Below are 25,216 nucleotides of genomic sequence, written 5' to 3' on the forward strand. Positions count from 1 at the left end.
TACTAAGCAGCAAATCGGTTGCGACGTAATATTCCCTAAACCCAAGGGGAAACGCGATGCTCGTCACGGCCATTTCCACCACCACTGAATTGTCTGCGCTGGAGAGCCAGTGGAACAGGCTCTATGCGCAAGATCCGCATGCGCATTATTTCCTGTCCTATGATTTCATGCGCGACTGGCTGGTGGCGCTTGAAGGCGGGTGGCAGGTTTTGGTCGCCCGCAACACCGCCGATGGGGAGATTGTCGCCCTCCTTCCCTTGAGGTTTCGGCTGCGCACGCTGCCCTCGGGAAAATTCTATGTCACCCTGCTGATGGCGGGGAACTATGGCGCCGACTATACGGGGCTGATTTGCCGCCCGCAGGAGGCGCGTCACGTCATCCCCGCGCTGGCAAAAGCAGTCCGACACCTCGATTGGCAAGAGCTAGACTTCGACTACGTCCAGGCCGCCGACCCGCGTTATGAAAAACTGCTCGATGAGTTTTCCGCTCGGCGATTTGACCGAACAGCAGGCGTGCGGACCAATGAGGAGCACACCAATAACCTGCTGTGTCCTGTCGTCTCTTTGCCGGCGACCTTCGACGAGCATCTCGGTCAGCTCAGCGCCAATATACGACAAAAGCTGCGCCGCCTCTTGCGCACACTCGACGATCAGAATTCGATCCAAATCACTTATCCGACCGCCGAGACATTTAACGCCGCCTATGACCAACTGGCCCAATTCTGGTGGCAGAAATGGTCCCACAAGAAGGGAGCAGAACGCTCGCAAAGCATCTTGCGGACCAATCGGCGGATTACCTTCAATGCCCTACAGGCGGGGTCGCTTTATATGCCGCTGCTGACGGTAGACGGACGGCTCGTTGCTGGGCTCATCACCTTTCTCGACCCGGTGCGCGGCACCGCCAATTTCTTTATGACAGGTCGCGACGAAAGCTATGAAGGCCCCTCGCCCGGCCTCTTGCTCCACGCCTTTTCCATTAGGGAGATGATCAGTCGCGGTTACCGCGAATATAATTTCCTGCGTGGTGACGAACCCTACAAATTGCTCTTCGGCCCCAAGCTGGAACAGCTCCAATGCGTCCGTGTAAAGAGACGCAAATCCAATGGGATATTGCCGCAAGCCGTCATAGAACGCGCCGCGGTTTTGGCAACTGCCGCGCACCAGAGAGCGCGCTTCAAACAGGCGGCAGCCGGCTATACCCAAATCCTGCAATCGGCACCCAATACCGTCAATATCCTCTATAGGCTCGGACAATTATATGAGCAGACGGGACATGAGGATGCTGCCTATCTGACCTATGAAAAAGCCGCCCAATTGGTGCCCCGCAACCAAATGCTGAAAGACCGGCTCACCCGGCTTCGCCCCGCCCCCCATACCATGCCGCCTTCCGCGGCACTGAGCGCCCCATCACGCGACGCGCATTAGCAAAAAGCGCCATTTTACTTGGCCGGGTTTTGGCGTCCATCTTTGCGCTTGACTTGTATGGAAGGCGGCGCAATGTTGCGGTATCTGAGCAGGATATTCCTCTCAGGATCGGCCGGAGACGCGTCATGGACCTTGTGGGTCCAGCCAGGGTATGTGGTCAAGCGCGAGCTACGCGGTACGTCTGCTGTCGGACCGATGAGTAACGGACAGCTGCTCGTATCGACCTTCTGAGTTGCCTGCGAAGTAACAACCGTGCGGTCGCGGTTGGCGGGCACTACCGTTCCCTGCACCGCAGTTTGTCCCTGATAGACAGCGAGAGAACGGTTCGGCATCAGCCCACCTCCCTCTCCCCGAGACTAAAAATGAGCCAGAACCGTTCGGGCATTCTGGCGTGAGGAATTTAGAGGTACGTAACTCATGATTTCCGGGACTGGTTTGGAGGAACCACCCAGAGATCAGAAGAATGTTCTAGGGAGGAACACATGAGCAGACTTTCAAGACGCACATTCTTGGGCGCTTCGGGCTCAGTTTTGGCGCTCGCGGCAATGGGCCGTCCGGCCTTTGCGCAAAGCGCTGAAATCCGCCATTTCTGGTGGGGCAATCCAGAACGCGATAAACGCACTCTGGCCGTTATCGACATATTCAATGACAAAAATCCGTCGATCAAGGTTTCTGGCGAGACCCTTGGTTTTGCTGATTACTTCACCAAGCTAACCACGCAGATTGCGGGCGGCAACATGCCGGACGTGATACAGCAAGGTTACGGGGTTTTGTTCGAATACATCGCCAATGGTGCGGTGGTTCCGCTGGATGAGTTCGTAGGCAAGAGCCTTGATATTTCCAAGATCGACCAGAGCGCTATCGACGCTGGTACGGTGGATGGGAAATTCTACGCCCTTTCGATCGGCGCCAACAGCCATATGGCGGTCTATAATACCCGCCTCTTTGAAGAAGCTGGGATCAAGGTGGGCGAGGACTTCGACCCTTATGGCTACACCTATGACCAGCTCGCAGAGATCGCGGCCGAGGTAAAAAAGGCCACCGGCGTTCCAGGCACTGACGACAACACGGCCGACTATCAGAATTTTTCCGACTTCACGGTCCAAAAGGGTGCCAACCTCTATAATGAGGACAGCTCCTACGGCCCGACGCAGGAAATCGTCGAAGAATACTTTGCGACCTGGGAGAAAATCCGCAATGCGGGTGGCACGCCAGCAGGTGCTGAAAGCGCTGGCCTATCGGGCGTTTCGGATCTCGCCGCACAGGGCGTGGTCACAGGTAAGTCGGCCATGACCTATTTGTGGTCCAACCAATTGGTCGGCATTCAGGGCCTGATGCAAGATACGCTCGGCTGCGCCATGTATCCGAACACCGCAGAGATGCGTCCGGGGTCTGTCGTGCAGCCCAGCCAGTTCGTGTGCTTGACACGCGACAGCAAGAACCCAGAAGCTGCCACCGCCTATATGAGTGCCTTCGTCAACGATCTCGACATGACCAAGATCCTTGGCTTGGAGCGCGGTATTCCGAGCCAATCTGACGTGCGCGCTGCATTGCAGCCGCAGCTTTCAGAAGTTGAAGCCCGCTCGGTCGAGTTCTTTGACAAAATCCAAGGCAAGACCGCAGCGCTGACCGCCCCACCGCCGAGGGGCTCGGGCGAAGTCGAACAGACCTTTGAGCGCCTTGCCGTCGGCGTCTTGCTCGGAGAGCGCTCGATTTCAGAAGTGGCTTCCGACTTCGTCTCCCAGGCTCAGGCCATTCTCCGGCGCGCCTGACGCCTGAACCCGTCCGGCGCCTCTCTCCCGTGGCGCCGGCTTCTCCGGGAGATGCTGCAGCTCTGCCTCTGGTCACGGGCAGGTGCTGCAGCCTTCCTGAGCCTTGCACGAAGCGCTATCGAGGACTGAACTGGTGCAGAAATTCTTCGCCCGCAACTTTGCTGGCTACGCCTTCCTAACGCCTTGGCTGATCGGCTTCTTCCTCCTGTCGATCGGGCCCATTCTGGCCTCGTTCTATCTCGGCTTCACCAAATACAATGTGGTGCGTCCACCGCAGTGGATCGGCCTCGATAACTACGCCTATATGCTGCAATTTGATCAGCGGTTCTGGAAGGCCCTGCAGGTCACCTTCACCTTCGTTGTGGTGTCTGTGCCGCTCAAGCTGATCTTCGCCCTCGGCGTGGCAATGGCGCTCGATAAGGGTATTCGCGCCATAGGCTGGTATCGGGCGCTGTTTTACCTACCATCCATTCTGGGCGGCTCTATCGCTGTGGCCATCCTCTGGCGGCAGCTGTTCAATTATGATGGCGTCATCAACTCCGCCTTGAGCCTTATTGGCATCGACGGCCCCTATTGGCTCTCCGATCCAAAGTTTTCGCTCTGGACGCTGGTGGTCCTCGCCGTTTGGCAGTTCGGCTCCCCCATGCTGATTTTCTTGGCAGGCCTTCGCGCCATTCCGCAGGAGCTTTATGAGGCCGCAGAGATCGACGCGGCCAGCCCAAGCAAGAAGTTCTTCGCCATTACCGTGCCACTCCTCGCCCCCGTGATCTTCTTCAATCTCGTATTGCAGATGATTGAGGCTTTTAAGAGCTTTTCCGGGGCTTTCATCATTTCTGGCGGCACCGGTGCGCCTTTGGACAGCCTCCTGTTCTTCACTGTCTATCTCTACAACGAAGCCTTCAGTTTCCTTCGCATGGGCTATGCCTCGGCGCTGGCCTGGGTTCTGCTGCTGATCATTGCGCTCTTCACTGCCATTGCCTTCTGGACCTCCAAATATTGGGTCCACTACGAAAATGAGAGGGGTTGAGCCATGAGCATGACTGCGACACTGCCTCAATCGACCAGCACGACTTCCGAAATCGCCCGCGCCTATCGCGTCGAAAAGGCCAAACGGGCAAAACGCACCGCGCTGCTCAAGCACGTGTTCCTGATCGCGACTTCGCTGATCATGATCTATCCGCTACTGTGGATGCTCGCATCCTCACTTAAGCCGGATAATCAGATTTTTGGTGATCTGGGGCTGTGGCCGCGCGAGTTCCGCTGGGACAATTATACCAAGGGTTGGAACGCCCTGCCCGTCAGCTTTACGACCTTCTTCTGGAACTCCACCGTCGTGACCGTCCTCTCGGTCATCGGTAATGTCATCTCGTGCTCTTTCGCCGCCTATGCTTTCGCCCGGCTCGAATTCTCCGGCAAAACCATATGGTTCAGCCTGATGATGATGACCCTGATGATCCCCTATCACGTGGTTCTCATCCCCCAGTATCTCCTCTTCCTACAGCTGGGATGGGTCGACACCTATCTGCCGCTGATCGTGCCGAAATTCCTCGCAGGAGAAGCCTTCTTCATCTTCCTGATGATCCAGTTTTTCCGCCAGCTTCCGCGCGAACTTGACGAAGCGGCCATGATCGACGGTTGCTCGCCGTTCAAAATCTATTGGGCGATCATCATGCCCCTGTCGCTCCCTGCCATGGCGACAGCGGCGATCTTCTCGTTCATCTGGACGTGGGAGGATTTCCTGGGACCACTGGTCTATCTCAATGATCAGGCCGACTATACCGTCCCCTTAGCGCTGCGCAGCTTCATCAGCTCCGATGGGGTCAGCCAATATGGCGCGATGTTCGCCATGTCGATCCTCTCCATCCTGCCCATCCTGTTGTTCTTCATTATCTTCCAGAGTCTCATCATTCGCGGCATCGCGATGAGCGGACTGAAATAAGGCGTCTGACCATGGCCTCTGTAACCCTCAGCGAAGTCCGCAAAGCCTATGGCAATATGGAAGTGATCCACGGCATTGATCTGGCCATTGAAGATGGTGAGTTTCTGGTGCTGGTCGGTCCCTCGGGATGCGGCAAGTCTACTCTGCTGCGCATGATTGCGGGACTGGAAGAAATTACCGATGGCACGGTCGCCATTGGCGATCGGATCGTCAACGACCTCTCAGCCAGCCAGCGCAATCTCTCCATGGTGTTCCAGTCCTATGCGCTCTATCCGCATATGAGCGTGCGCAAGAACCTTGCCTTCGGCCTATCCAATTTGAAGATGCCCAAGGATGAGATCGAGCGGCGCGTGGCGGACGCGGCCAGAATTCTCCAGATCAACGAATTGCTTGAGCGCAAGCCGCGCCAGCTCTCCGGCGGACAAAAGCAGCGCGTTGCCATCGGGCGGGCCATCGTCCGCGAGCCGCAATTGTTTCTCTTCGACGAGCCGCTCTCCAACCTCGACGCTGAGCTGCGCGTGCAGATGCGTGTCGAACTGGCCAATCTCTACAATCGCCTCCGCACCACCATGATCTACGTGACCCATGATCAGACCGAAGCGATGACGATGGCGACGCGCATCGCCGTGTTGAGCAAGGGCAATCTTGAGCAGATCGGAACGCCGCACGAGCTTTACAACAGGCCAAGAAACCTCTTCGTTGCTGGGTTCATCGGTTCGCCAAAGATGAATTTTTTCAATGGCGTAGCTGGTAATGCAGGGATAGAGCTCGAGAAGATCGGTCAAGTGAATGTTACAGTTCCACAGGCCGGAGCTGTCACTGTTGGCATTCGTCCCGAGCATATCGAGATTGGCGCTACCGGAGCATTGTCGGTAGAGGGTGATATTACGCTGGTCGAATATCTCGGAAGCGAGGTTTTTCTCCACCTCTCCCTACCAGGCAACAATAGTGTTCTGGTTCAAGCGCCCGGCAATGCGCCGCACAAGCGCGGCGAAAAGCTGACGATTTCATTCTCGCCCGCTGACATGCATTTCTTTGATGCCGACGGGCTGCGCATTGAGAGCGTGTCGTGAGCCTATCTCTGCTTGAGACTTTGCGAGCATCGCCACTGGCCGACCGGCTGGGGCCGCTGCCCCGTGCCGAGCATCAGCAACTGCTTGAGGAATGGCAAAAGTCGGGCGTCAATTTTGTCTCGTCTTCAGAGCGGCTCAACGCGCGATATGAGCAAGCGGTCCGCGAACTGTTTGACTGCATTGGACCCGCTGCCGACGACACGCCTATTTTGCACGAGGGCGGGATTTATCACGGCTGCTGGCTCGAAAGCACGGGCACGATCAATGCCGAAATTCTCTCGCGCTTTCTGCCCAGTATCGCGCAGGCGACCTTTTCGGCCTTTGCCCGTCATCAGCGCGATGATGGTCTCTTTCCCTATAAAATGACGGCTGCGACTGGTCCCAAATTTAGCCAGATCCAGCTGGTGTCGCCACTGGCGCGCAGCGTTTGGACCCATGTACGCCTCAATAGACCTGACACTGAATGGTTACGCACCATGTATGAGGCGATGGCCCGCTACGATGCCTGGATCGCGGAGTACCGCGATACGCGTGGGACCGGCGGCGTCGAGGCGTTTTCGACCTACGACACAGGGCATGACCTGTCTTCTCGCTTCTGGCACGTGGACGATAGTCCGTTTCAAAACGACCCAACGCGTTTTGATCCTGATAGCCCCATTTTGCCATTCGTCGCCCCCGATCTGACCGCCAATATTGCCAGCCAGCGGCACTACCTTGGGGCCATTGCGGCGACATTGGGCGAAAATGCCGATGCATGGGCAAGCAAGGCCGCTGCCAGCACTGACGCGCTGTTCCGGGAGTGTTTTGATGACGAGGATGCCCTCTTTTACGACAAGGACCGCAATGACCGTCACGTTCGCATTCAATCGGATGTGCTGCTGCGTGTCCTTGCCTGCGAGATCGGCGATGGTGACCTCTTCCGAACGTCGCTGAAGCGCTATTTGCTCAATACGCGAAAATTCTTCGCACGGTTTCCGCTGACCTCCATCGCGCTCGACGATCCGCGCTTTGACCCCAATCCGGGTCAAAATAGTTGGAATGGTCCCACCAATTTCCTTACGCTGATCCGCACGCCGCATGCTTTCGAGCATCATGGGCACCACACAGAGCTGACGTGGATCATGCAGCCTGTGCTCGACGCGCTGATCCATGCAGAGCGCTTCCCGCAGACGCTCAATCCCTATACAGGCGCAGCGGGATTTACCGAAAAATACTCCCCCGCCATTCTGTGCCTTCTTGATTTTCTGGAGCGCACGTGCGGGGTCGCGCCAAGACCGGATGGCTCCGTCTGGTTCACGAGCCTTCTCCCCAAACCGACCATGCATCAGCATCAGACTTGGGACACCGCCTATCGCAGAGTGATCGACGGCGTCACCTACGAGCTGATCAATGTAGCGCAGGGCAGCGAGATCTATCGGAACGGCGCGTTGCACGTCCGTACGCCAGCGGGGCTGCGCGTTTGCCTTGATCGGAGCGGCGCGCTCCTCAGCGTAATCGGCGTTACGGCCAGAACGGTGGTTGGGACTATTTGGTACCGCGGCGCGGAGATCGCCATCAATGCCGCGGCGAACCAAGAGCTCGCCTTCGAGGGTGCAGCATTCAACACCACGCGTGACCCGGGCATGGTCCTGCCGCAGTATGACTGACCCGCTCTAGCGGCGCGGATCAATCCCAGAGCACGCGGACCGACATGGTTGCTGCAGCCGTGCGGTTCTCAATGCCGAGCTTTTCGAAAATCTGCTCAAGGTGCTTGTTCACCGTTCGCGGGGAGAGCTGCAGGATTTCAGCGATTTCCTTGTTGGATTTGCCATGGGTCAGCCAGAGCAGCACCTCCGCTTCGCGCAGGCTGATCCCGAAGGCGGCCGCAAGGCGTTCCTCGCCCGTGCCAATGGCGCGATCGATCAGGCGGAGCAGCACTGCCCCTTCGTTGCCGCGCTCCATGATCCGGAATTCAACTTCGCGGTCAAAGCGCCGGTACAGCCGCACCGCGCTCTCACTGCCTTCGCTATCGACCAGCCACTGCTTTAATTCCCAGGGGAGCGCGGCGCCTTCGTCGGACCGCAGGCCGATACGGGTCAGCAATTCCTGTGCCTGCGGGGTGGCCCAAGCGATGGCCCCATCGCGACCAACAGCAGCAATGGGCCGACCGATGGCGTCGAGAGCATCACGCGCTGAGCGCGTTTTGCGCGAATTTGCCAAGTGAACCCGCATGCGCGCGAACAATTCGTTCAAGACGATGGGTTTGGGAACGAAATCAACGCCGCCACAGGCGAGCGCCTTGACCACATGTTCGCTATCATTGCGACCAGTCATGAAGACAACCGGCAAGTCCGCATACCCCATTTCCGACTTGAGCACCCGGCACACCTCAAACCCATCCATGCCCGGCATCATTGCATCGAGCAAGATGATGTCCGGCCGGGCCTGACCGACCAAGGACAAGGCGGCGCGCCCATCCACCGCCTTCAGAGGGGCCATGCCCTCAAATTCCAAGGCATCAAAGAGCATGGACAGCGTTTCGGGCTGGTCGTCGACAATCAGGACTTTAGGCGCGCTCGGCGTCATCATCTGATCAGCGTATCCTCATTGTTTGGCGGGAGTGCTTCGTCGGCTTCGATCCATTGCAAGGCGAGCGTTGCGCCGATCTGCTGGACGAGATCGTCAATCTTGAACGGCTTGATGTGATAGCCGTCGTAAAGCGAGCTATGCTCCGACTGACGCCTGTCGGTTCCAGCATCGGCGGAAATCATGATGATTGGCAATCGCTTCATAATATCGCCGCGCAGTTTTCGCGCAACTTGCCACCCATTTTGCCCCGGCATGGAGACATCCAGCAATAGCAGGTCTGGCCGATGTTTTCGCACCGCCCGCAAACACTCAATGCCATCGGCGACGGTGGACACCTCAAAGCCCAGTCCGCCGAGTAGGTCGGTGAGGAGTTCGCGCTGGGCCGGATCATCGTCAGCCACTAAAATCGAACGACGCGGACCGTAATAACCCGTGATGCGAATAGTGGAATGCTTGGGCTCGTCGGGCATCCAAGTCGAAGACAGCAACATACGCATTGTAAAGCACGTGCCGACGCCCGGCTCGCTGCGCACGGTCAGCTCCCCGCCCATAATCTCGACGAGCAATTTGGTGATGGTCAGACCCAGTCCCGTTCCGGGCTGCGGCTCTGCGCCGGGAGGATAGCTGCCCCGTTGGAAGGGAAGAAAAACCTGCTCCAATTCGTCGGCCGCTATACCGATTCCGGTATCGATAATTTCAAAAGTCGCAATCTGGCTGCGGTAGCTGATGCGTAAGGTCACCGAGCCCTGCTGGGTGAATTTTATGGCATTGGAGAGGAGATTGATGAGGATCTGCCTCAGGCGCTTCTCATCGGTGTAGACATAGCCGGGGATCGGGGTCTGCTGATCAGAGATGAATTCGATCCCTTTGTCCCGTGCTTGCAGGGAAAACATCTCGACCATTTGGTGGATATTGGCAGGCAGCGCCGTCTTGTCGCGAAACAGATACAGCTTGCCGGCCTCGATCTTGGAGATATCGAGAAGCCCCTCAATAAGCCCCGACAAATGCTCGCCCGAGCGCAGGATTGTGCGAGCGGCTCGCGTGACCATGGGTTGCTCCTCGCGCTGCCGTTCAAGCAATTGGGCGTAGCCAAGAATGGAATTGAGCGGCGAGCGCAACTCGTGGCTCAGTCCCGTCACATAACGCGATTTCGCCAAATTGGCGGATTCAGCGGCTTCTTTCGCCCGCTGTAACTTGCGGTCGGTTTCTTGATGCGCCTCGATCTCCTCCACCAATAAGGCGGTATGGCGCCGCGCCTCTTCCTCGGCGAAGTCACGACTCTCGCGATTGAGGACAAAAAGCCAGATAACAATGCCCGTGATTATGAAGAAGACCACAAAGAGTTTTGTCAGGATTGAATCGATGGCCGCGCGGGCCAAAAGCCCATCCAGCGTGGCCTGATAAGCGAACACCATCAGAACGGCCGCCATCAACGCCCCAACGATTGCCATGAGGAACAGATAGTGACCCAGCCTGCTGCGGAGGGCGCGGGCGATGGGCGCGGGAAAGAGTTTTGTGACCACATTCGAGAGTTGATCGGAAATTCGAGCATCGGTTTTGCAGCGGTCGCCGCACCGGGCATCGAGCGAGCAACACAAAGAGCAGATCGGGCCGCCGTAAACAGGGCACCGAGCCATATCTTCGGGCTCAAAGCTATGCTCACAGACGTGACACTGAATGGGTTCACCGCTGCGTGCCGAAAGCTCACTCTCGCGCGCGATATAATACCGCCCACCGGTTAGCAGCGCGATGATCGGCACAAAGACCATGGCCGACACCAGAGCGACATAGGAATAAAGCGCAGCCGCGACGTCTCCGAACACGCCCAAATAGGACAAGACAGCCAAAGCCACCGCAATCAGCATCGAGCCAAAGCCAACTGGATTGATGTCATAGAGGTGGGCGCGCTTAAATTCGATATGGCGAGGCGACAAGCCAAGCGGCTTGCAGATCACGAGATCGGCGACAATCGCCCCGAGCCAGGCAATGGCGAGAATGGCGTAGAGCCCGAGGATTTGCTCTAGCGCTCGATAGATGCCGAACTGCATTAGCATCAGGCCAATCAAGACGTTAAAGACTACCCAGACCACCCGGCCTGGATGGCTATGGGTCAGGCGCGAGAAAAAGTTCGACCACGCTATCGAGCCTGCGTAGGTATTGGTGACATTGATCTTGAGCTGGCAGACGACAACGAAAATGCCCGTCGCGGCCAGCGCCAGTTCGGGACTGGCCAGCATCTGGCCAAAGACCACGAGATACATTTGCGTGGGTTCGGCAGCACTCTCGAAGGCGACGCCATGGCGGAAGGCGTAGTAGGCCAGGAACGATCCGGCCATGACCTTGATGCCACCGATGATGATCCATCCCGGACCGGCGCCGATGAGCGCAATCCACCAGGTCAGGCGGTTTTTGTGCGTCGAGCGCGGGAGAAACCGCAAATAGTCCACCTGCTCGCCAATTTGAGCGACCAGCGCAAACATGACCGCCGACGCCGCGCCGAACAGCGAGAGATTAAAACTCCCATCCAACTCTCCCATCAGGCCGGTATAGCCGGTCCATTCCCGCACCGACGGCATGCTTTGTGCGCCGATGAAGACAAAGGGCAGAATTTGCAGAACCAGCCAGAACGGCTGGGTCCACATTTGGAAGCGGTTGATCAGCGTGATCCCGTAGGTCACGAGTGGAATAGCGACGAGCGCGCTGACAAAATAGCCAATGGTCAGCGGCAGGCCAAAGCAGAGCTCCAGCGCCGTCGCCATAATGGCCGCTTCAATGGCAAAGAAGATGAAGGTGAAGCTGGCATAGATCAGCGAGGTTATGGTTGAGCCGAGATAGCCAAAGCCAGCGCCGCGGGTTAGCAAATCGATGTCGACGCCGTATTTGGCAGCGTTATAGACGATGGGTATGCCCATCAGAAAAATGATCAGGCAGGTTGTGAGCACGGCCCAAGCGGTGGTGTGGAAGCCGTAGTTAAGCGTCAGCGCCCCGCCTATCGCTTCAAGGGCCAAAAAAGATGCGGCGCCTATCGCTGTGTTGGCGATGCGTGCAGGCGACCAGCGACGCACCTTCTGTGCGGTAAAGCGCAGGGCAAAGTCTTCCAGCGTCTGATTGGCGACCCACTTATTGTAGGTCCGCCGTACCCGCGTCACTTTCGGATGCGCCGTCATCGTTTCTCCCAACCGAGCGCCCCCACCGCGTTCGGGTATCGTGCCATTCGCATTTCATCGTAGTCGCGAGGGTATCGTCCCTCAGATCGCTCGCGACATAACGCAGACTAGGGGGAAATCTCGCGCACTGGAATACGTCAAATGCCCCGTTGAGAGGCAAAGCAATAAAATGCCCAATCCTTGCTCAGTTGCTGGTGAAACCCGCCGCAGCCGCGAACAGGGACAGGGCATTTCAATGACTGATGCAACGGGCCAAGGCCCCTTCAAACTCAACCGCCGCAAACTCTTGGCGGCCATGGCAACCATTCCAGCGCTGGGCATGCTGGGCACAACGCGCGTTTTCGCCGACACATCGACGGCCGCAGTCAATACCAGCGGCCTCGCCGTCACCGATACAGATGTGACCGTGGGCATCCTCCACTCGGTGACCGGCACCATGGCGATTTCCGAGACCGGTTCGGTGCAGGCGGAAATCCTTGCCATCGAGCAAATCAACGCCGCTGGTGGCGTTCTCGGTCGCCAGATCAAGTATATTCAGGAAGACGGCGCCTCCGATTGGCCTACATTTGCCGAGAAGGCCAAGAAGCTGCTCGTTCAGGACAAGGTAGCCTCTGTCATGGGCTGCTGGACCTCAGCATCGCGCAAGGCGGTGCTGCCCGTCTTCGAGCAATATAACGGCATGCTCTACTACCCCACCTTCTACGAAGGTCTCGAAGAGAGCCCGAACGTCATTTACACCGGCCAAGAAGCAACCCAGCAGATCCTTGCGGGCATTGATTGGGTGGTCGACACCAAGGGCGCAAAGAGCTTCTACCTGCTGGGCTCGGACTATATCTGGCCGCGCACCTCCAACAAGATTGCCCGCAAGCATATCGAGATGAAGGGGCTCAAGGTCGTCGGCGAGGAATATTACCCGCTCGAACATACCCAGTTCAATTCGGTCATCAACAAGATCAAGCTGACCAAGCCAGACGTCATCTATGCCATCGTCGTGGGGGGCTCAAATGTGGCCTTCTACAAGCAGCTCAAGGCCGCAGGTATCGACCTCACCAAGGAAGCGCCACTGCTGCTCACCATTTCGGTGACGGAAGACGAAATCCTCGGCATCGGCGGCGAGAACATCGTCGGCGCCTATGCCGCGATGAAGTACTTCCAATCGATCGAGAACGACAACAATGCCGCCTTCGTCAAGGCGTTCAAGGAGCGCTGGGGCGACGGCATCGTCATCGGCGACGTGACGCAAGCGGCCTACCTCGGCCCCTGGCTCTGGAAGGCCGCGGTCGAGCGTGCTGGCAGCTTTGACATCGATAAAGTGCGCGAAGCATCGCCGGGCATAGAACTGACCACCGCCCCGGAAGGCTACGTCAAGGTTCACGACAACCACCACCTCTGGAGCAAGTTGCGCATCGGACACGCCCGCACCGACGGGCAGTATGACGTTGTCTACGAAACCGCCGACCTGATGGAACCCGATCCGTTCCCAGAAGGCTACCAATAAGCCGATTTTCTGACGCCAACGGCGGTCCCTTTAGGGGCCGCCAAACTCTCCATCAATTAGCGAGGCGCAAATGATCGGTGATTACACATATGACCAGTTTTTCTCGATCCTGGCGATGCAGGGCTTTGCCGGGCTGAGCTTGTTTTCGGTCTTCGTGCTTATGGCGCTGGGCCTAGCCATCATCTTCGGCCAGATGGGCGTCATCAACATGGCGCACGGCGAATTCATGATCTTGGGTGCCTATACCACTTGGGGCGTCAGCCTTTTCGTTACCAGTTTCGTCCCAGCCCTATTCCCAGTCTATTTCTTTATCGCCATGGCCTTGGCCTTTTGCGCCAGCTTCACGCTTGGGGTTTTGGTGGAGTGGTCGATGATCCGGCATCTCTACCGACGCCCACTCGACACTCTGCTCGCCACTTGGGGGCTCAGCCTCATTCTGCAACAGCTCTACCGCACGGTGTTTGGTGCGCGCGAAGTGGGTGTCACCCTGCCCGATTGGATGATGGGATCGCTTCCCCTCACCGATATCATCGAAGTGCCGATCAATGGCCTCTTCGTCATGGGCCTGACGACACTGATCGCCACGAGCGTTTTCCTGCTGATGTTCAAATCCCGTTGGGGCAAGCAAGTGCGTGCCGTGACTCAGAACCGGGTGATGGCGGGGGCTGTTGGCATTGACACCAAGCGGGTCGATCGTCTGACCTTTGGTCTTGGATGTGGGATTGCCGGGGTCGCAGGATCGGCCTTCACCATGATCGGTTCGACCGGCCCAACCTCCGGCCAGCTCTATATCGTCGATACCTTCCTTGTCGTCGTTTTCGGCGGCGCTGCCAGCCTTCTCGGCACCATTGCCTCCGCTTTCGCCATTAGCCAGGCCCAATCGACAATGGAGTTTTTCCTGTCGGGCTCCATGGCCAAGGTCCTCACCTTGCTGACCGTGGTCGGCATTTTGATGCTGCGCCCGCAGGGGCTGTTCACTCTCAAAATTCGTCGCTGAAGGAGCACTCTTATGTCACTCGCGACCTCTGCATCCAAACGCCCGATAAACAAAGACCTCCTCGCCTTTGCAGTCATCGCTGCGCTGCTGCTGGTGGTTTTGCCCCTAACGCTAGATCTCTTCCGCCTCAACCTCGTCGGCAAATACCTAACCTATGCCTTCGTCGCCGTAGGGCTCGTTCTGTGCTGGGGCTTAGGGGGCATTTTGAGCCTCGGCCAAGGCATCTTCTTTGGCCTTGGCGGCTACTGCATGGCCATGTTCCTCAAGCTTGAGGCGTCATCTCCGGAAAACACCGCCATCCAGTCGACACCGGGCATCCCCGATTTCATGGATTGGAACCAGGTGACCGAGCTGCCCTGGTGGTGGGTGCCGTTCCAGTCCTTCCCCGTGGCGATCCTTGCGATCATCGTCGTCCCGACAGTGTTTGCCTACATCATCGGCGCGGCCATGTTCAAACGCCGGGTCGGCGGGGTCTACTTCGCCATCATCACCCAGGCCATCGCCGCCATTCTGACCATTCTGATCGTTGGGCAACAGGGGTATACGGGCGGCATCAACGGCATGACCGACCTGCGAACCCTGCTCGGATGGGATATCCGCACCGACAGCGCCAAGTTCATCCTCTATTTCGTCAATGCAGCGCTGCTGCTGGGCGTTATCCTGATCGCTCTTTACGTCAAAGGCTCCAAGGCCGGCCGCCTCCTGATCGCTATGCGCGACAAGGAGGATCGGGTGCGGTTCTCGGGCTATGACGTCGCCAATTTCAAGATTTTCGTCTTCTGCCTCGCTGCTGCCTTCTCCGCCATTGGTGGTGCCATGTTCGCCCTCCAGGTCGGCTTCATGTCGCCCTCCTTTGTCGGCATTGTTCCATCCATCGAAATGGTGATCTTTTGCGCTGTCGGCGGACGCCTGTCGATCTTCGGCGCGGTCTACGGGGCTCTGCTGGTGAACTGGGCAAAGACCACGTTTTCCGAGAGCTTTCCGGAACTCTGGCTCTTTGCCATGGGCGGCCTCTTCATTGCCGTTGTCATGGCCTTCCCCAACGGCTTGGCCGGTATTTGGAAGAGTTATGTCGAGCCGATCTGGGCCCGCCTGCGGGAGCGGCCGCGCCCGGCTCCGACTACCCCCGTCACAGCGCCGCCTGTGCCCCTGCCCGTGGCCTCCATAGCTCCCATCCCCTCTCAAGCTGCAGCCGAATAGGACCCCGAACTATGACGTTCATTTCAGACGTAGCGCCGAAGGATTTCCTGCTCGCAGTCGAAGGCCTCACCGTGTCCTTCGATGGTTTCAAGGCCGTGAACGACCTGTCCTTTTACGTCGATGAGAACGAGATCCGCGTCATCATCGGCCCCAATGGGGCGGGAAAAACAACCGTTCTCGACCTCATCTGCGGTCGAACGAAAGCAACATCCGGTTCCGTCCGTTTCCGCGGCAAGGAACTGACGACGATGAAGGAACACCAGATCGTTCACACCGGGGTTGGGCGGAAATTTCAGAACCCATCCATCTACGAGGATTTGACGGTTTTCGAAAACCTCGAACTCTCGTTTCCGCGCGGGAAAACCGTCTGGGGTGCTTTGGCCTTTCGGCGCGATCATGAGGTGACCAACCGGGTCGAGGAGATCGCGGAGATGATCTTCCTCAAAGATCACCTAGATACGGAAGCCGCCATTCTCAGCCACGGCCAAAAGCAATGGCTCGAAATCGGCATGCTGCTGATCCAGAAACCCGAACTGCTGATGCTGGACGAACCCGTTGCCGGGATGAGTGTCGCCGAGCGCATCAAAACCGCTGAGCTGCTCAACACCATCATCAAGCAGCACTCCGTGATCGTCATCGAGCACGACATGAAGTTCGTCGAGGACATCGCCCACCGGGTCACGGTCTTGCACCAGGGCAAAGTGCTCTCGGAGGGCACGATGGACCATGTCCAAAACGATCCCAAAGTCGTCGAAGTCTATCTCGGTCATTAGGAGGCCATCATGCTCGCAATCGACAAGCTGCGCGTTTCCTACGGCCAGAGTGAAGTCATTCACGGCGTCTCGCTCGATGTCGCTCCCGGCGAGATTGTCGCCATCATGGGCCGCAACGGCATGGGCAAAACCACGCTGATGAAGTCGCTCATGGGCATCGTCCCCTCACGGAGCGGCACAATCGCCGTTGACGGCAAGCTGGTGGAGGCCACCGAAAGCTTCGACCGCGTACGCTCTGGCCTCGCCTATGTCCCACAAGGCCGCATGATCTTTTCGACCATGACGGTGAAAGAGAACATCGAGACCGGCCTCACCGTCACCGACGACCGCGAGGTGCCGCCCGACCTCTATGAGCTTTTTCCCGTGCTCCTCGATATGAAGGGACGTCGCGGAGGCAATCTTTCGGGCGGCCAGCAGCAACAGCTGGCAATCGCCAGAGCGCTGGCCTCGCGTCCAAAAGTTTTGCTGCTGGATGAACCCACCGAGGGCATTCAGCCCTCGATCATCAAAGAGATCGCCCGGACCCTGCGCCGCATCCGCGACGACAAAGGCCTCTCCATCGTCGTTTCTGAACAGGTGCTGAGCTTTGCGCTCGATATCGCTGACCGCGTGCTGGTCATCGAAAATGGCGAGATCGTCCACGAAAGCCCCCGCACCGGCATCGATGAGGCGAAAGTCTCCTCATTCCTTTCCGTCTAGCCATTGCCATTCATCGCCTAAAAGAGGACCAGACATGACCGAAACACTGATCAAGGTCGATCTCAACGAAAGCCCATACACCAACGAGAAGATCCACAACCGTTGGCATCCGGACATTCCGATGGCCTGTTGGGTCGAGCCGGGCGATGACTTCAAGGTCGAAACTTATGACTGGACTGGCGGCCAGATCAAAAACGACGACAGCGCCGCCGACGTGCGCGATGTCGATCTCAATCAGGTCCACTTTCTCTCAGGTCCAATTGGCGTTAAAGGCGCACAGCCGGGCGATCTACTCGTCGTCGACATTCTCGACATCGGCGCTTTTGAAGACTCCCTATGGGGCTTTAACGGCTTCTTTTCTGTCAACAATGGCGGCGGTTTTCTCGATAAGCATTTTCCGAGTGCTCAGAAATCGATCTGGGATTTCAAAGGCATGTTCACCGAGTCCCGCCATATTCCGGGCGTCAAATATGCAGGCCTCATTCACCCCGGCCTGATCGGCTGCCTACCCGATCATAAAATGCTCGATCTGTGGAACACGCGCGAGAAAAAGCTCAACGATACCGATCCAACCCGCGTCCCCTCGCTCGCCAAACTCCCCGAGGTCAATGCCGCCCACCTTGGCCCGCTCAAAGGAGATGCTTTTGACGCCGCCGCGAAAACAGCCGCGCGCACGGTGCCGCCGCGCGAACATGGCGGCAATTGCGATATCAAGGACCTTTCCCGCGGGTCCAAGATCTATTTCCCCGTCTATATCGATGGGGCGGGCCTCTCGATGGGCGATTTGCACTTCAGTCAGGGTGACGGCGAAATTACCTTCTGCGGCGCTATCGAGATGGCGGGCTGGCTGCATATTCGCGTCAGTCTGATCAAAGACGGCATGGCCAAATATGGGATCAAGAACCCAATCTTCCGCCCTTCTCCAATCACCCCCAAATATGATGACTACCTCATATTTGAAGGCATTTCAGTCGACGAAAGCGGCACCCAGCACTATCTCGATGTCACCACGGCCTATCGTCAGGCCTGCCTCAACGCCATAGAATATCTAAAGAAATTCGGATACTCGGGCGCTCAGGCCTATTCGATCCTCGGGACAGCCCCGGTGCAGGGCCATATCTCTGGCGTGGTCGACATTCCCAATGCCTGCGCCACGCTGTGGTTGCCGACGGACATCTTCGAATTCGACATCATGCCCGGCTCCGAGGGGCCAAAGAAGTTCCTCGATGGCTCGGTGGACATGCCGCTGGCGCGCGACCTCTAGGGGAACATCATGGCCAATTATGACTATCAATGCCAGGACTGCGGCCCGTTCTCGGCTGTGCGTCCCATGGCCCAATCGGCAGAGCCCTGTGCCTGCCCAGATTGTGGAGAGCCCGCGCCGCGGGCTTTCCTTACGGTCCCCTATATTACGGGCATGGAAGCCTCAAATCGGCGAGCTTTTGCCACCAACGAGCGGGCGCGTCACGAGCCCAAACGGGGTGGATCAGCGCATGGACCAGGCTGCTCGTGTTGCAGCAGCACCGGCAAGAAAGGGCGCTCCACCTTAGTCCGACCCGACGGCTCCAAGAGCTTCCCTGCCGCCAGACCTTGGATGATCAGTCACTAGGCTACTTGCACCAAACACGCCTCCCCGGTTGGCCCGCCAGTCTCCGGGAGGCACCATTCTTCACAAGGTGAAGCGAGAAAAACTTATGGGAGTGAGACTGTAAGGGATCGCACTCGTCTTGGTGACGCACTGCCCAAAACGGTGCGAATTACAGGCTTCAAGCGACAGACATTCCAGTCAACATTCCGACTGCCCGAAAGCGAATAAAGCGCAAGGACTTGGCAGGGGCACCCTGACTTCAGAACAACAATTTCATGAAAGAAAATGGCGCGAGAGACGGGGCTCGAACCCGCGACCTCCGGCGTGACAGGCCGGCGCTCTAACCAACTGAGCTACTCCCGCAGCGCTTGCGAACTCTCGTTCGGCGCAACGTGGGCTCTGTATAGGGGCGTGATTTGCCCCTGTAAAGCGGCCCCAAGAAAATTCTCAAAGCTTTTCAACATCTGTGGCGCCGATGGGCCTATCATTGGCACTTGGCTGGCACTTTTGGGCGCCGTGAAGGGCTTGGCAGGGGCTTTGTCGATGGCTACGCCCTGCCCTGAACACGAAAAAATGGCGCCTCCAATGGAGACGCCATGAGCTTTTGCGGTGCTTGGCCCAAGTTTAAGCGGGAATAAGAGCTTCCAGCTTGGAGGCTCGTCCCTCTTGGACGGCGTGGCAGGCGACACGGGCGGAGCCCGCTTGCGCCAGTTTAGGCACTTCGGTGCGGCAGCGATCGTTGGCCAATGGGCAACGCGGATTGAAGGGGCATCCGGCTGGCGGGTTCATTGGCGAGGGGAGTTCGCCCGTGAGACGCAGTCGGGTGCCCCGACGGTCTGGGTCAGCCACCGGGGTCGCGGACAATAATGCCTGCGCATAGGGGTGGCGGGGATTAGCGAAGAGCTCAGCCGATGGGGCCATCTCGACGACGTGACCGAGATACATCACCACGACGTCGTCGGCGATGTGACGGACGACGGCGAGGTTGTGCGAGATGAACATCATAGTGAGGTTCAGCTCGCTCTTGAGCACGCGCAATAGATTGAGGATCTGAGCCTGAACCGAGACGTCTAGGGCAGACGTGGGTTCGTCGCAGACCAGAAGTTCGGGCTCAAGGATCAGCGCGCGGGCGATGCCGATGCGCTGACGCTGACCGCCAGAGAACTCATGCGGATAACGGTCCGCCGCTTGCGCTGGCAAGCCGACACGCTGGAGGATCTCTCCGACGGCCTTTCGGCGGCTCGCCTCATTGCCGATACCATGGACCGCCAAGCCTTCAGCGATTGACCGACCAATCGGCAGGCGCGGATCGAGCGATGAGTATGGGTCCTGAAAGACCATCTGGATGCGGCGGCTGGCTTCAAAGCTGACGCCAGCGTCACCCTTATTGATCTGCTTGCCGTCAAAAATGACCTCGCCGCCGGTGGCGGGGTGCAGGCCGACGACAACGCGTGCAAGGGTCGACTTTCCGCAGCCACTCTCCCCGACGATGCCAAGGGTTTTGCCCTTTTCGATGGCGAGATTGACGGAGTTCACCGCCGCGACTTTGCCAACGACGCGTTGGAAGAGACCGCCGGTGACGGCGAACTCTTTTTTCACATCGCGCAATTCCAACAAGGCGGTCATAGCAGTTCAGCCTGTTTATGCATTTCGGTAGCGGACGACGCCGTCAGCCAACACCGGGAATGGTGATCGGGAGCAACGGGCAGCAGGTCCGGAACGAGACTTGTGCAGCGCGGCTCATCGACTTCGCGGCGCGCCGTGCAGCGCGGCGCAAAACGACAGCCCTGCGGCAGGTGCGTCAGTTGAGGGACGCGGCCCTCGATGACTTCGAGCATCTCCTGCCCGGCATCCATGCTCGGGATCGAGCGCAGAAGCGCTTTGGTGTAAGGATGCTGGGGCGAGCGGAACAAGGTCCGCACGTCGGCATATTCAACCACCTGCCCCGCATACATGACGGCCACATGGTCGGCCATTTCAGCGACGACACCCAGATCGTGGGTGATCAGAATAATGGCAGTGCCAAAATCCTTTTGCAGCTCGCGCATCAGCTCAAGGATTTGCGCCTGAATGGTCACGTCGAGGGCTGTGGTTGGCTCGTCGGCGATGAGAACTTCAGGCTGACAGGCCAAAGCCATGGCGATCATGATGCGCTGTGCCATGCCGCCCGACATTTCGTGCGGATAGGCCTTCATGCGGCGCTCAGGATCAGGAATACCGACAGCGGCAAGAAGCTTGATGGCAGCCGCTTTGGCCTCGGCCTCGGTCATGCCTTTATGCAGGCGATAGACCTCGGCGATCTGTTTCCCGACAGTATGCACCGGGTTCAGCGCAGACGACGGGTCCTGAAAGATCATCGACAGGCGATTGCCGCGGATTTTTGAGGTTTCCGCTGGGGTCATCCGGCGCAGATCGATGCCGCCAAGCATGACCTCGCCGCCGACGACCTTGCCCGGATAGGGGACAAGGCCGGCAATGCTCAGGGCGGTAATGGACTTGCCGCAACCGCTCTCGCCGACGACACACAGGGTCTCCCCCGCTTTCAAATCAAACGAGACTTTATCGACGGCAAGCGCAGTGCCGTTGCGCGTGGTGAAGAGAGTGCTGAGGTCTCGGACCTGAAGGATTGGTTCGCTCATCGCCGCCTCACGAGTTCAAACGTGGGTCGAGCGCATCGCGCAGACCATCACCCAGCAGATTGAAGCCGAGCACTGTGATGACGATGGCGATGCCGGGGAAGAAGACCAAGTGCGGCGCGGAGAAGATTTGGTCTTTCTCGCTACCAAGCATGGTGCCCCATTCCGCCATTGGCGGCTGAGCGCCAAGACCAAGGAAGCTCAGGCCCGCAGCTTCAAGAATGCCGCCAGCGACGCCCATAGTGGCAAGAACCACAATCGGGGTGAGCGAGTTCGGCAGAACGCGGGTGAACAGAATGCGCCACTTGCTCGCGCCAAGGACGCGGCTGGCAGCGACGAAGTCTTGTGACTTTACCGACAAGACGCTGGCCCGCGTCACACGGGCGTATCCGGGCACAGAGACCACGGATATGGCCAATAGCGCGTTGACGATGCCAGGCCCCAGCACGGCGACAATGGCGATAGCCAGAAGCAGAGATGGGAAGCCGAGAATGACGTCCATGATGCGCATGATGATGTTGTCGAGCCAGCCACCGAAGTAGCCAGCGATTGCGCCGAGCAGCACGCCCATAACGAGAGCCGCAGAAACGGTGACAATGCCGATCATCAGACTGATGCGGGAGCCATAGACAATACGGGAAAAGACGTCGCGAGCGTTGCCGTCAATGCCCATCAAATGCTGGGGATTGGCAACATCGCAGCCGAACATATGGATACATGGCGCTTCGCGGCGTTTGATATCCTCAACGCCAAGCAGCACCTGATTGGGGTCATAGGGCGCAATGAGCGGCGCAAAGATTGCGACCAACACCATAAAGCCGATGAAGAGCATGCCCACTTGGGCAGAGCGCTTGCGCAAGAGACGCTTCCACGTCTGCTTCCATAGCGGCACTGGATCGCCGAGCAGGCCCTCTTCCAGCACGATTTCAGCGGCCCTGGCAGTTGCAGTATTTAGGCTATTCATATCAGGGTCCTATTGCGGCCGAACGCGCGGATCGAGGTAGGTATAGGAGAGGTCCACGATGAGGTTCACGACCACGTAAATGGTGGCGATGAGCACGGTGAAACCCTGTACGATTGGGTAGTCGCGGGCGAAGATCGCCTCCATCAACATGCGCCCTACCCCAGCCAAGCCAAAAACTGTCTCGGTGAGAACGGCGCCGCTCAGAAGCGCGCCCATTTGTAGGCCCAGGATGGTGACGACAGGCAGCATGGCGTTGCCAAGCGCATGGCGCTGAACGACTTTGTTGTCGGGCACACCCTTGGCGCGCGCGGTGCGGACATAATCGCGACCGAGGACGTCGAGGAGCGAGGACCGGGTCATACGCGCGATAACCGCCATTGGAATGGTCGCCACGGCCATTGCAGGCAAAATCATGTGGCGGACCGCGTCATTGAAGACGGTCCAGTTGAAGGTGATGAGCGCGTTGAAAATGAAGAAGTTGGAGATGAACTCGGCGATCTGGCCGAAGAACGTGCCCTTGGTGATTTCCCAACCCCATGCCTCATAGAAGGGCACGGACACCAAACCAGCCGTCAAACGCCCAGAGGGCGGAAGCCAGAACGGGGTACCTTTGAGCATAACGCCAAAGACATAGGCCATCATCAGACCAAGCCAGAACACCGGCATAGCAATACCGACATTGGCGATAGCCATGGTGCCGACGTCAGCGGCAGTGTTGTGACGGCGAGCGGCGAAAATGCCGATAGCGATGCCGCAGATCGTGGCGATCACCAGAGCCGACAGTGCCAGCTCCATGGTCATCGGCAGACGCTCAATGATGATCTGGGTTACCGGACGCGAAAAGCGAATGGAATTGCCGAAGTCACCCTGGGCGACGTCACGAATATAATAGAAGAATTGCACCCATATAGGCTGATCCAGCCCAAAACTGCGCTCAAACTCGATACAGGTCGCTTCGCTGACCTTGTCACCCAGCATGGCTTTACAGGGGTCGCCGGGTATCAGGCGAGAGAGTGAGAACGTGACCAGCAGAATGCCAAACAGCACAGGGATGGCGCTCAGTAGACGCTTTATCGCATATCCAAGCATCGGGCTTTTTCTAAAAGAGCAGAAGTCTGATGAAGCGGGTGCCGGAGCACCCGCTTCGCTCGAAGCGATAATCGCTTACTTGGCCGGAGCGTTAATCAGGCCCCAGAGGTACGAGTAGTAGTTGAACGTACCAGTGTTGCCGACGTGCGCAGGGTTAGTCACGTCAAGACCGGCAGCATAGGATGCAACGACGTCATTGGCGTCGAAGTCCGAACCGTCCGAGAACTTTACGCCTTCACGCAGGTTGCAGGTCCACAGAGTGGCGTCTGCGTTCGCATCGCAGCTGGTTGCGAGACCACCGACGATGGAACCGCTGTCCTGAGCGTAGTCGAGCAGGGTTTCGATGATCTGGGTGCAGACCAGGGTCGACTCGCCGTCAGATTCGTCACCGCAGTACAGGCTGATTGGCTCAGCGTTCTGCATAACGACCATGGTGTCCTTGCCGGGGTTTGCCAGGCTGAACTGCTTAGCGCCGAATGGGCGATAGCCGGCATTTTCGACATAGGAGCGCGCAGCTGAAGCCGCAGCCGCGTGGGAGATCGGGATCATCGGAACGAGATCACGAATGGCGTTGTTGGCCGTTTCGTAGAGTGGCTTAGCCGCTTCAACGTCCGCAACGGTCGCTCCTTCAGCCAGTGGGCCAGAGATTTCTGGGAAGGAGTTACCGAACTGCTTTACCTCAGCACCGAAGTGGTAATCGAGGAAGTTGGTGATGTGCGGATAGTCTGCACCCCAGCCGAGCAGGTGGAAGCCATCAAGGTCACCGGCGCTCGCCTGACCGATGAAGTCACCGGATTCCAGAGCCACAACTTCAGCGTCAATGCCGAGGTTGTTCTTGAGCTGCGACTGCAGTTCAACAGCCATGGTGTTTGGTTCAGGCAGATAGGTGCGGAAGACGTCGCGGAGGAAAATCTTGGTCTTGAAGCCTTCTGGGAAGCCAGCTTCGGCCAGAAGCGCCTTAGCGGCCACTGGGTCAAAACCATACCATTCGTCACCTACGCAACCATTTGGAATGGTGCATGGGGTGAAGAACTTGGCGACGTCCGAGCCTTCAGGCAGGTAGTTGTCAACGATACGCTGACGGTCGATGCCCATGGCAATCGCCTGACGGACCTTGACGTTATCAAATGGCGCGAACTTGTTGTTCATGCCGACATAGAAGGTGTTCGGGCCAGAAATCGGCAGGAACTGCAGATCTGGATCGTTCTTTACGGCGTCAAAATCGTCTGGGCTGAGCGTGCTGATCTGATCAACAGTGCCGGAACGGAGTTCGTTGAGCTGGCTGGCGCCCGAAGTGCTCCAACGGAAAACCAGAGTTTCGGCGTTGGCCTTTTCGCCCCAGTAATTGTCGTTGCGCTTGAGGATGATCGAGTCACCGCGGTTCCACGAATCAAGCGTGTATGGTCCGGTGCCGATTGGGTTGGACAGAATGTCCTTAGTGGTACCAACGGTGTTGATGTGTTCCGAAGGCTGGATGCCGAAGGACACGAAAGCGGCCTTAGGCTCGAAAGCCGGATCGGAGCCGCACATCTCAAACGTGACCGTGTGTGCGTCGACAGCACGGATGGCGCTGATCTTATTGCCAGCGTCACAGTTTGGCGCGACCAGTTCCAGCCCTTCGTAGCCGAGCGACACACCTGCAGACGACGCTGCCATCGCAAGCGCAGTCGTGCCCAAAAGAATAATACGTCTCACCACTAAACTCCCTCAAAATTACCCGAGAGCGTGCGGTTGGCCCCCTGCCAAACCGCAACACCCGGTAAAATTCGTGCATCCCGCTGTCCCTATTGGCCCGCCGCGTTTGCCCTTTGCACAAGGCGCAGGAAAAC

At 58.0% G+C, this 25,216-nt stretch carries 20 protein-coding genes and 1 tRNA gene; 13 read left to right on the forward strand and 8 right to left on the reverse strand.

The features are described from left to right. Positions 1–56: 56 nt before the first annotated feature. The 6 genes from JHC09_RS01360 (at position 57) to JHC09_RS01385 (ending at position 7,854) form a co-directional block, all read left to right on the forward strand. Positions 57–1,424: a GNAT family N-acetyltransferase gene (locus JHC09_RS01360; protein ID WP_199530513.1), complete on the forward strand. Its 1,368-nt coding sequence runs from the start codon at positions 57–59 to the stop codon at positions 1,422–1,424. Positions 1,425–1,906: 482 nt separating this feature from the next. Next, entirely contained in the window at positions 1,907–3,196 is a 1,290-nt protein-coding gene (locus tag JHC09_RS01365) for an ABC transporter substrate-binding protein (RefSeq protein ID WP_199530514.1), read from the forward strand. Positions 3,197–3,329: 133 nt separating this feature from the next. Next, positions 3,330–4,223 carry a sugar ABC transporter permease gene (locus tag JHC09_RS01370; protein WP_182395621.1) on the forward strand — a complete coding sequence of 298 codons (894 nt, stop codon included), beginning with the start codon at positions 3,330–3,332 and terminating at the stop codon, positions 4,221–4,223. A gap of 141 nt (positions 4,224–4,364) precedes the next feature. Then, positions 4,365–5,135: a carbohydrate ABC transporter permease gene (locus tag JHC09_RS01375; protein WP_248308856.1), complete on the forward strand. Its 771-nt coding sequence runs from the start codon at positions 4,365–4,367 to the stop codon at positions 5,133–5,135. A gap of 11 nt (positions 5,136–5,146) precedes the next feature. After that, positions 5,147–6,208, forward strand: a complete 1,062-nt coding sequence (gene ugpC, locus JHC09_RS01380; RefSeq protein WP_199530515.1) for a sn-glycerol-3-phosphate ABC transporter ATP-binding protein UgpC — start codon at positions 5,147–5,149, stop codon at positions 6,206–6,208. Then, entirely contained in the window at positions 6,205–7,854 is a 1,650-nt protein-coding gene (locus JHC09_RS01385; protein ID WP_199530516.1) for a hypothetical protein, read from the forward strand. The genes ugpC and JHC09_RS01385 overlap by 4 nt, the downstream gene beginning before the upstream one ends. A gap of 19 nt (positions 7,855–7,873) precedes the next feature. On the opposite strand, the gene JHC09_RS01390 is transcribed toward JHC09_RS01385, so the two are convergent. Further along, complete coding sequence (locus tag JHC09_RS01390; RefSeq protein ID WP_199530517.1) at positions 7,874–8,776, reverse strand: response regulator; 903 nt, start codon at positions 8,774–8,776, stop codon at positions 7,874–7,876. Beyond that, complete coding sequence (locus tag JHC09_RS01395) at positions 8,773–11,943, reverse strand: ATP-binding protein (RefSeq protein ID WP_199530518.1); 3,171 nt, start codon at positions 11,941–11,943, stop codon at positions 8,773–8,775. Before JHC09_RS01395 ends, JHC09_RS01390 begins: the two co-directional genes overlap by 4 nt. A 235-nt stretch (positions 11,944–12,178) precedes the next feature. Between JHC09_RS01395 and urtA the strand changes: the two genes are divergently transcribed. The 7 genes from urtA (at position 12,179) to JHC09_RS01430 (ending at position 18,719) form a co-directional block, all read left to right on the forward strand. Then, positions 12,179–13,441 (forward strand): urea ABC transporter substrate-binding protein, encoded by a 1,263-nt coding sequence (gene urtA, locus JHC09_RS01400; RefSeq protein ID WP_199530519.1) that lies wholly within the window; start codon positions 12,179–12,181, stop codon positions 13,439–13,441. A 70-nt stretch (positions 13,442–13,511) separates the two neighbouring features. After that, positions 13,512–14,438: an urea ABC transporter permease subunit UrtB gene (urtB, locus tag JHC09_RS01405; RefSeq protein ID WP_199530520.1), complete on the forward strand. Its 927-nt coding sequence runs from the start codon at positions 13,512–13,514 to the stop codon at positions 14,436–14,438. Between the two features lie 12 nt (positions 14,439–14,450). Further along, a complete protein-coding gene (urtC, locus tag JHC09_RS01410) occupies positions 14,451–15,638 on the forward strand; it encodes an urea ABC transporter permease subunit UrtC (protein WP_199530521.1) in 1,188 nt (395 codons plus the stop codon). An 11-nt stretch (positions 15,639–15,649) separates the two neighbouring features. After that, the gene (gene urtD, locus JHC09_RS01415) at positions 15,650–16,411 is read left to right on the forward strand and encodes an urea ABC transporter ATP-binding protein UrtD (RefSeq protein WP_199530522.1); all 762 of its coding nucleotides are present in this window, start codon (positions 15,650–15,652) and stop codon (positions 16,409–16,411) included. 9 nt (positions 16,412–16,420) lie between these two features. Beyond that, positions 16,421–17,110 carry an urea ABC transporter ATP-binding subunit UrtE gene (gene urtE / locus JHC09_RS01420; protein WP_199530523.1) on the forward strand — a complete coding sequence of 230 codons (690 nt, stop codon included), beginning with the start codon at positions 16,421–16,423 and terminating at the stop codon, positions 17,108–17,110. A gap of 34 nt (positions 17,111–17,144) precedes the next feature. Beyond that, a complete protein-coding gene (gene fmdA / locus JHC09_RS01425) occupies positions 17,145–18,374 on the forward strand; it encodes a formamidase (protein WP_199530524.1) in 1,230 nt (409 codons plus the stop codon). A 9-nt stretch (positions 18,375–18,383) separates the two neighbouring features. Continuing rightward, the gene (locus JHC09_RS01430; protein WP_199530525.1) at positions 18,384–18,719 is read left to right on the forward strand and encodes an FmdB family zinc ribbon protein; all 336 of its coding nucleotides are present in this window, start codon (positions 18,384–18,386) and stop codon (positions 18,717–18,719) included. A gap of 265 nt (positions 18,720–18,984) precedes the next feature. On the opposite strand, the gene JHC09_RS01435 is transcribed toward JHC09_RS01430, so the two are convergent. The 6 genes from JHC09_RS01435 to JHC09_RS01460 all read right to left on the reverse strand — a co-directional run bounded on the left by JHC09_RS01435 (position 18,985) and on the right by JHC09_RS01460 (position 25,082). Then, positions 18,985–19,061 (reverse strand) — tRNA-Asp (locus tag JHC09_RS01435). Positions 19,062–19,322: 261 nt separating this feature from the next. Beyond that, positions 19,323–20,324, reverse strand: a complete 1,002-nt coding sequence (locus JHC09_RS01440) for a dipeptide ABC transporter ATP-binding protein (protein WP_199530526.1) — start codon at positions 20,322–20,324, stop codon at positions 19,323–19,325. After that, the gene (locus JHC09_RS01445; protein ID WP_199530527.1) at positions 20,321–21,337 is read right to left on the reverse strand and encodes an ABC transporter ATP-binding protein; all 1,017 of its coding nucleotides are present in this window, start codon (positions 21,335–21,337) and stop codon (positions 20,321–20,323) included. The genes JHC09_RS01440 and JHC09_RS01445 overlap by 4 nt, the downstream gene beginning before the upstream one ends. Positions 21,338–21,344: 7 nt before the next feature. Next, the gene (locus JHC09_RS01450) at positions 21,345–22,298 is read right to left on the reverse strand and encodes an ABC transporter permease (protein WP_199530528.1); all 954 of its coding nucleotides are present in this window, start codon (positions 22,296–22,298) and stop codon (positions 21,345–21,347) included. Between the two features lie 9 nt (positions 22,299–22,307). Beyond that, positions 22,308–23,387: an ABC transporter permease gene (locus JHC09_RS01455; protein WP_169194043.1), complete on the reverse strand. Its 1,080-nt coding sequence runs from the start codon at positions 23,385–23,387 to the stop codon at positions 22,308–22,310. 75 nt (positions 23,388–23,462) lie between these two features. After that, a complete protein-coding gene (locus tag JHC09_RS01460) occupies positions 23,463–25,082 on the reverse strand; it encodes an ABC transporter substrate-binding protein (RefSeq protein ID WP_349236494.1) in 1,620 nt (539 codons plus the stop codon). Between the last annotated feature and the right edge of the window lie 134 nt (positions 25,083–25,216).

It is taken from the genome of Devosia sp. MC532 (genome assembly GCF_016461625.1).
Lineage (GTDB): Bacteria > Pseudomonadota > Alphaproteobacteria > Rhizobiales > Devosiaceae > Devosia.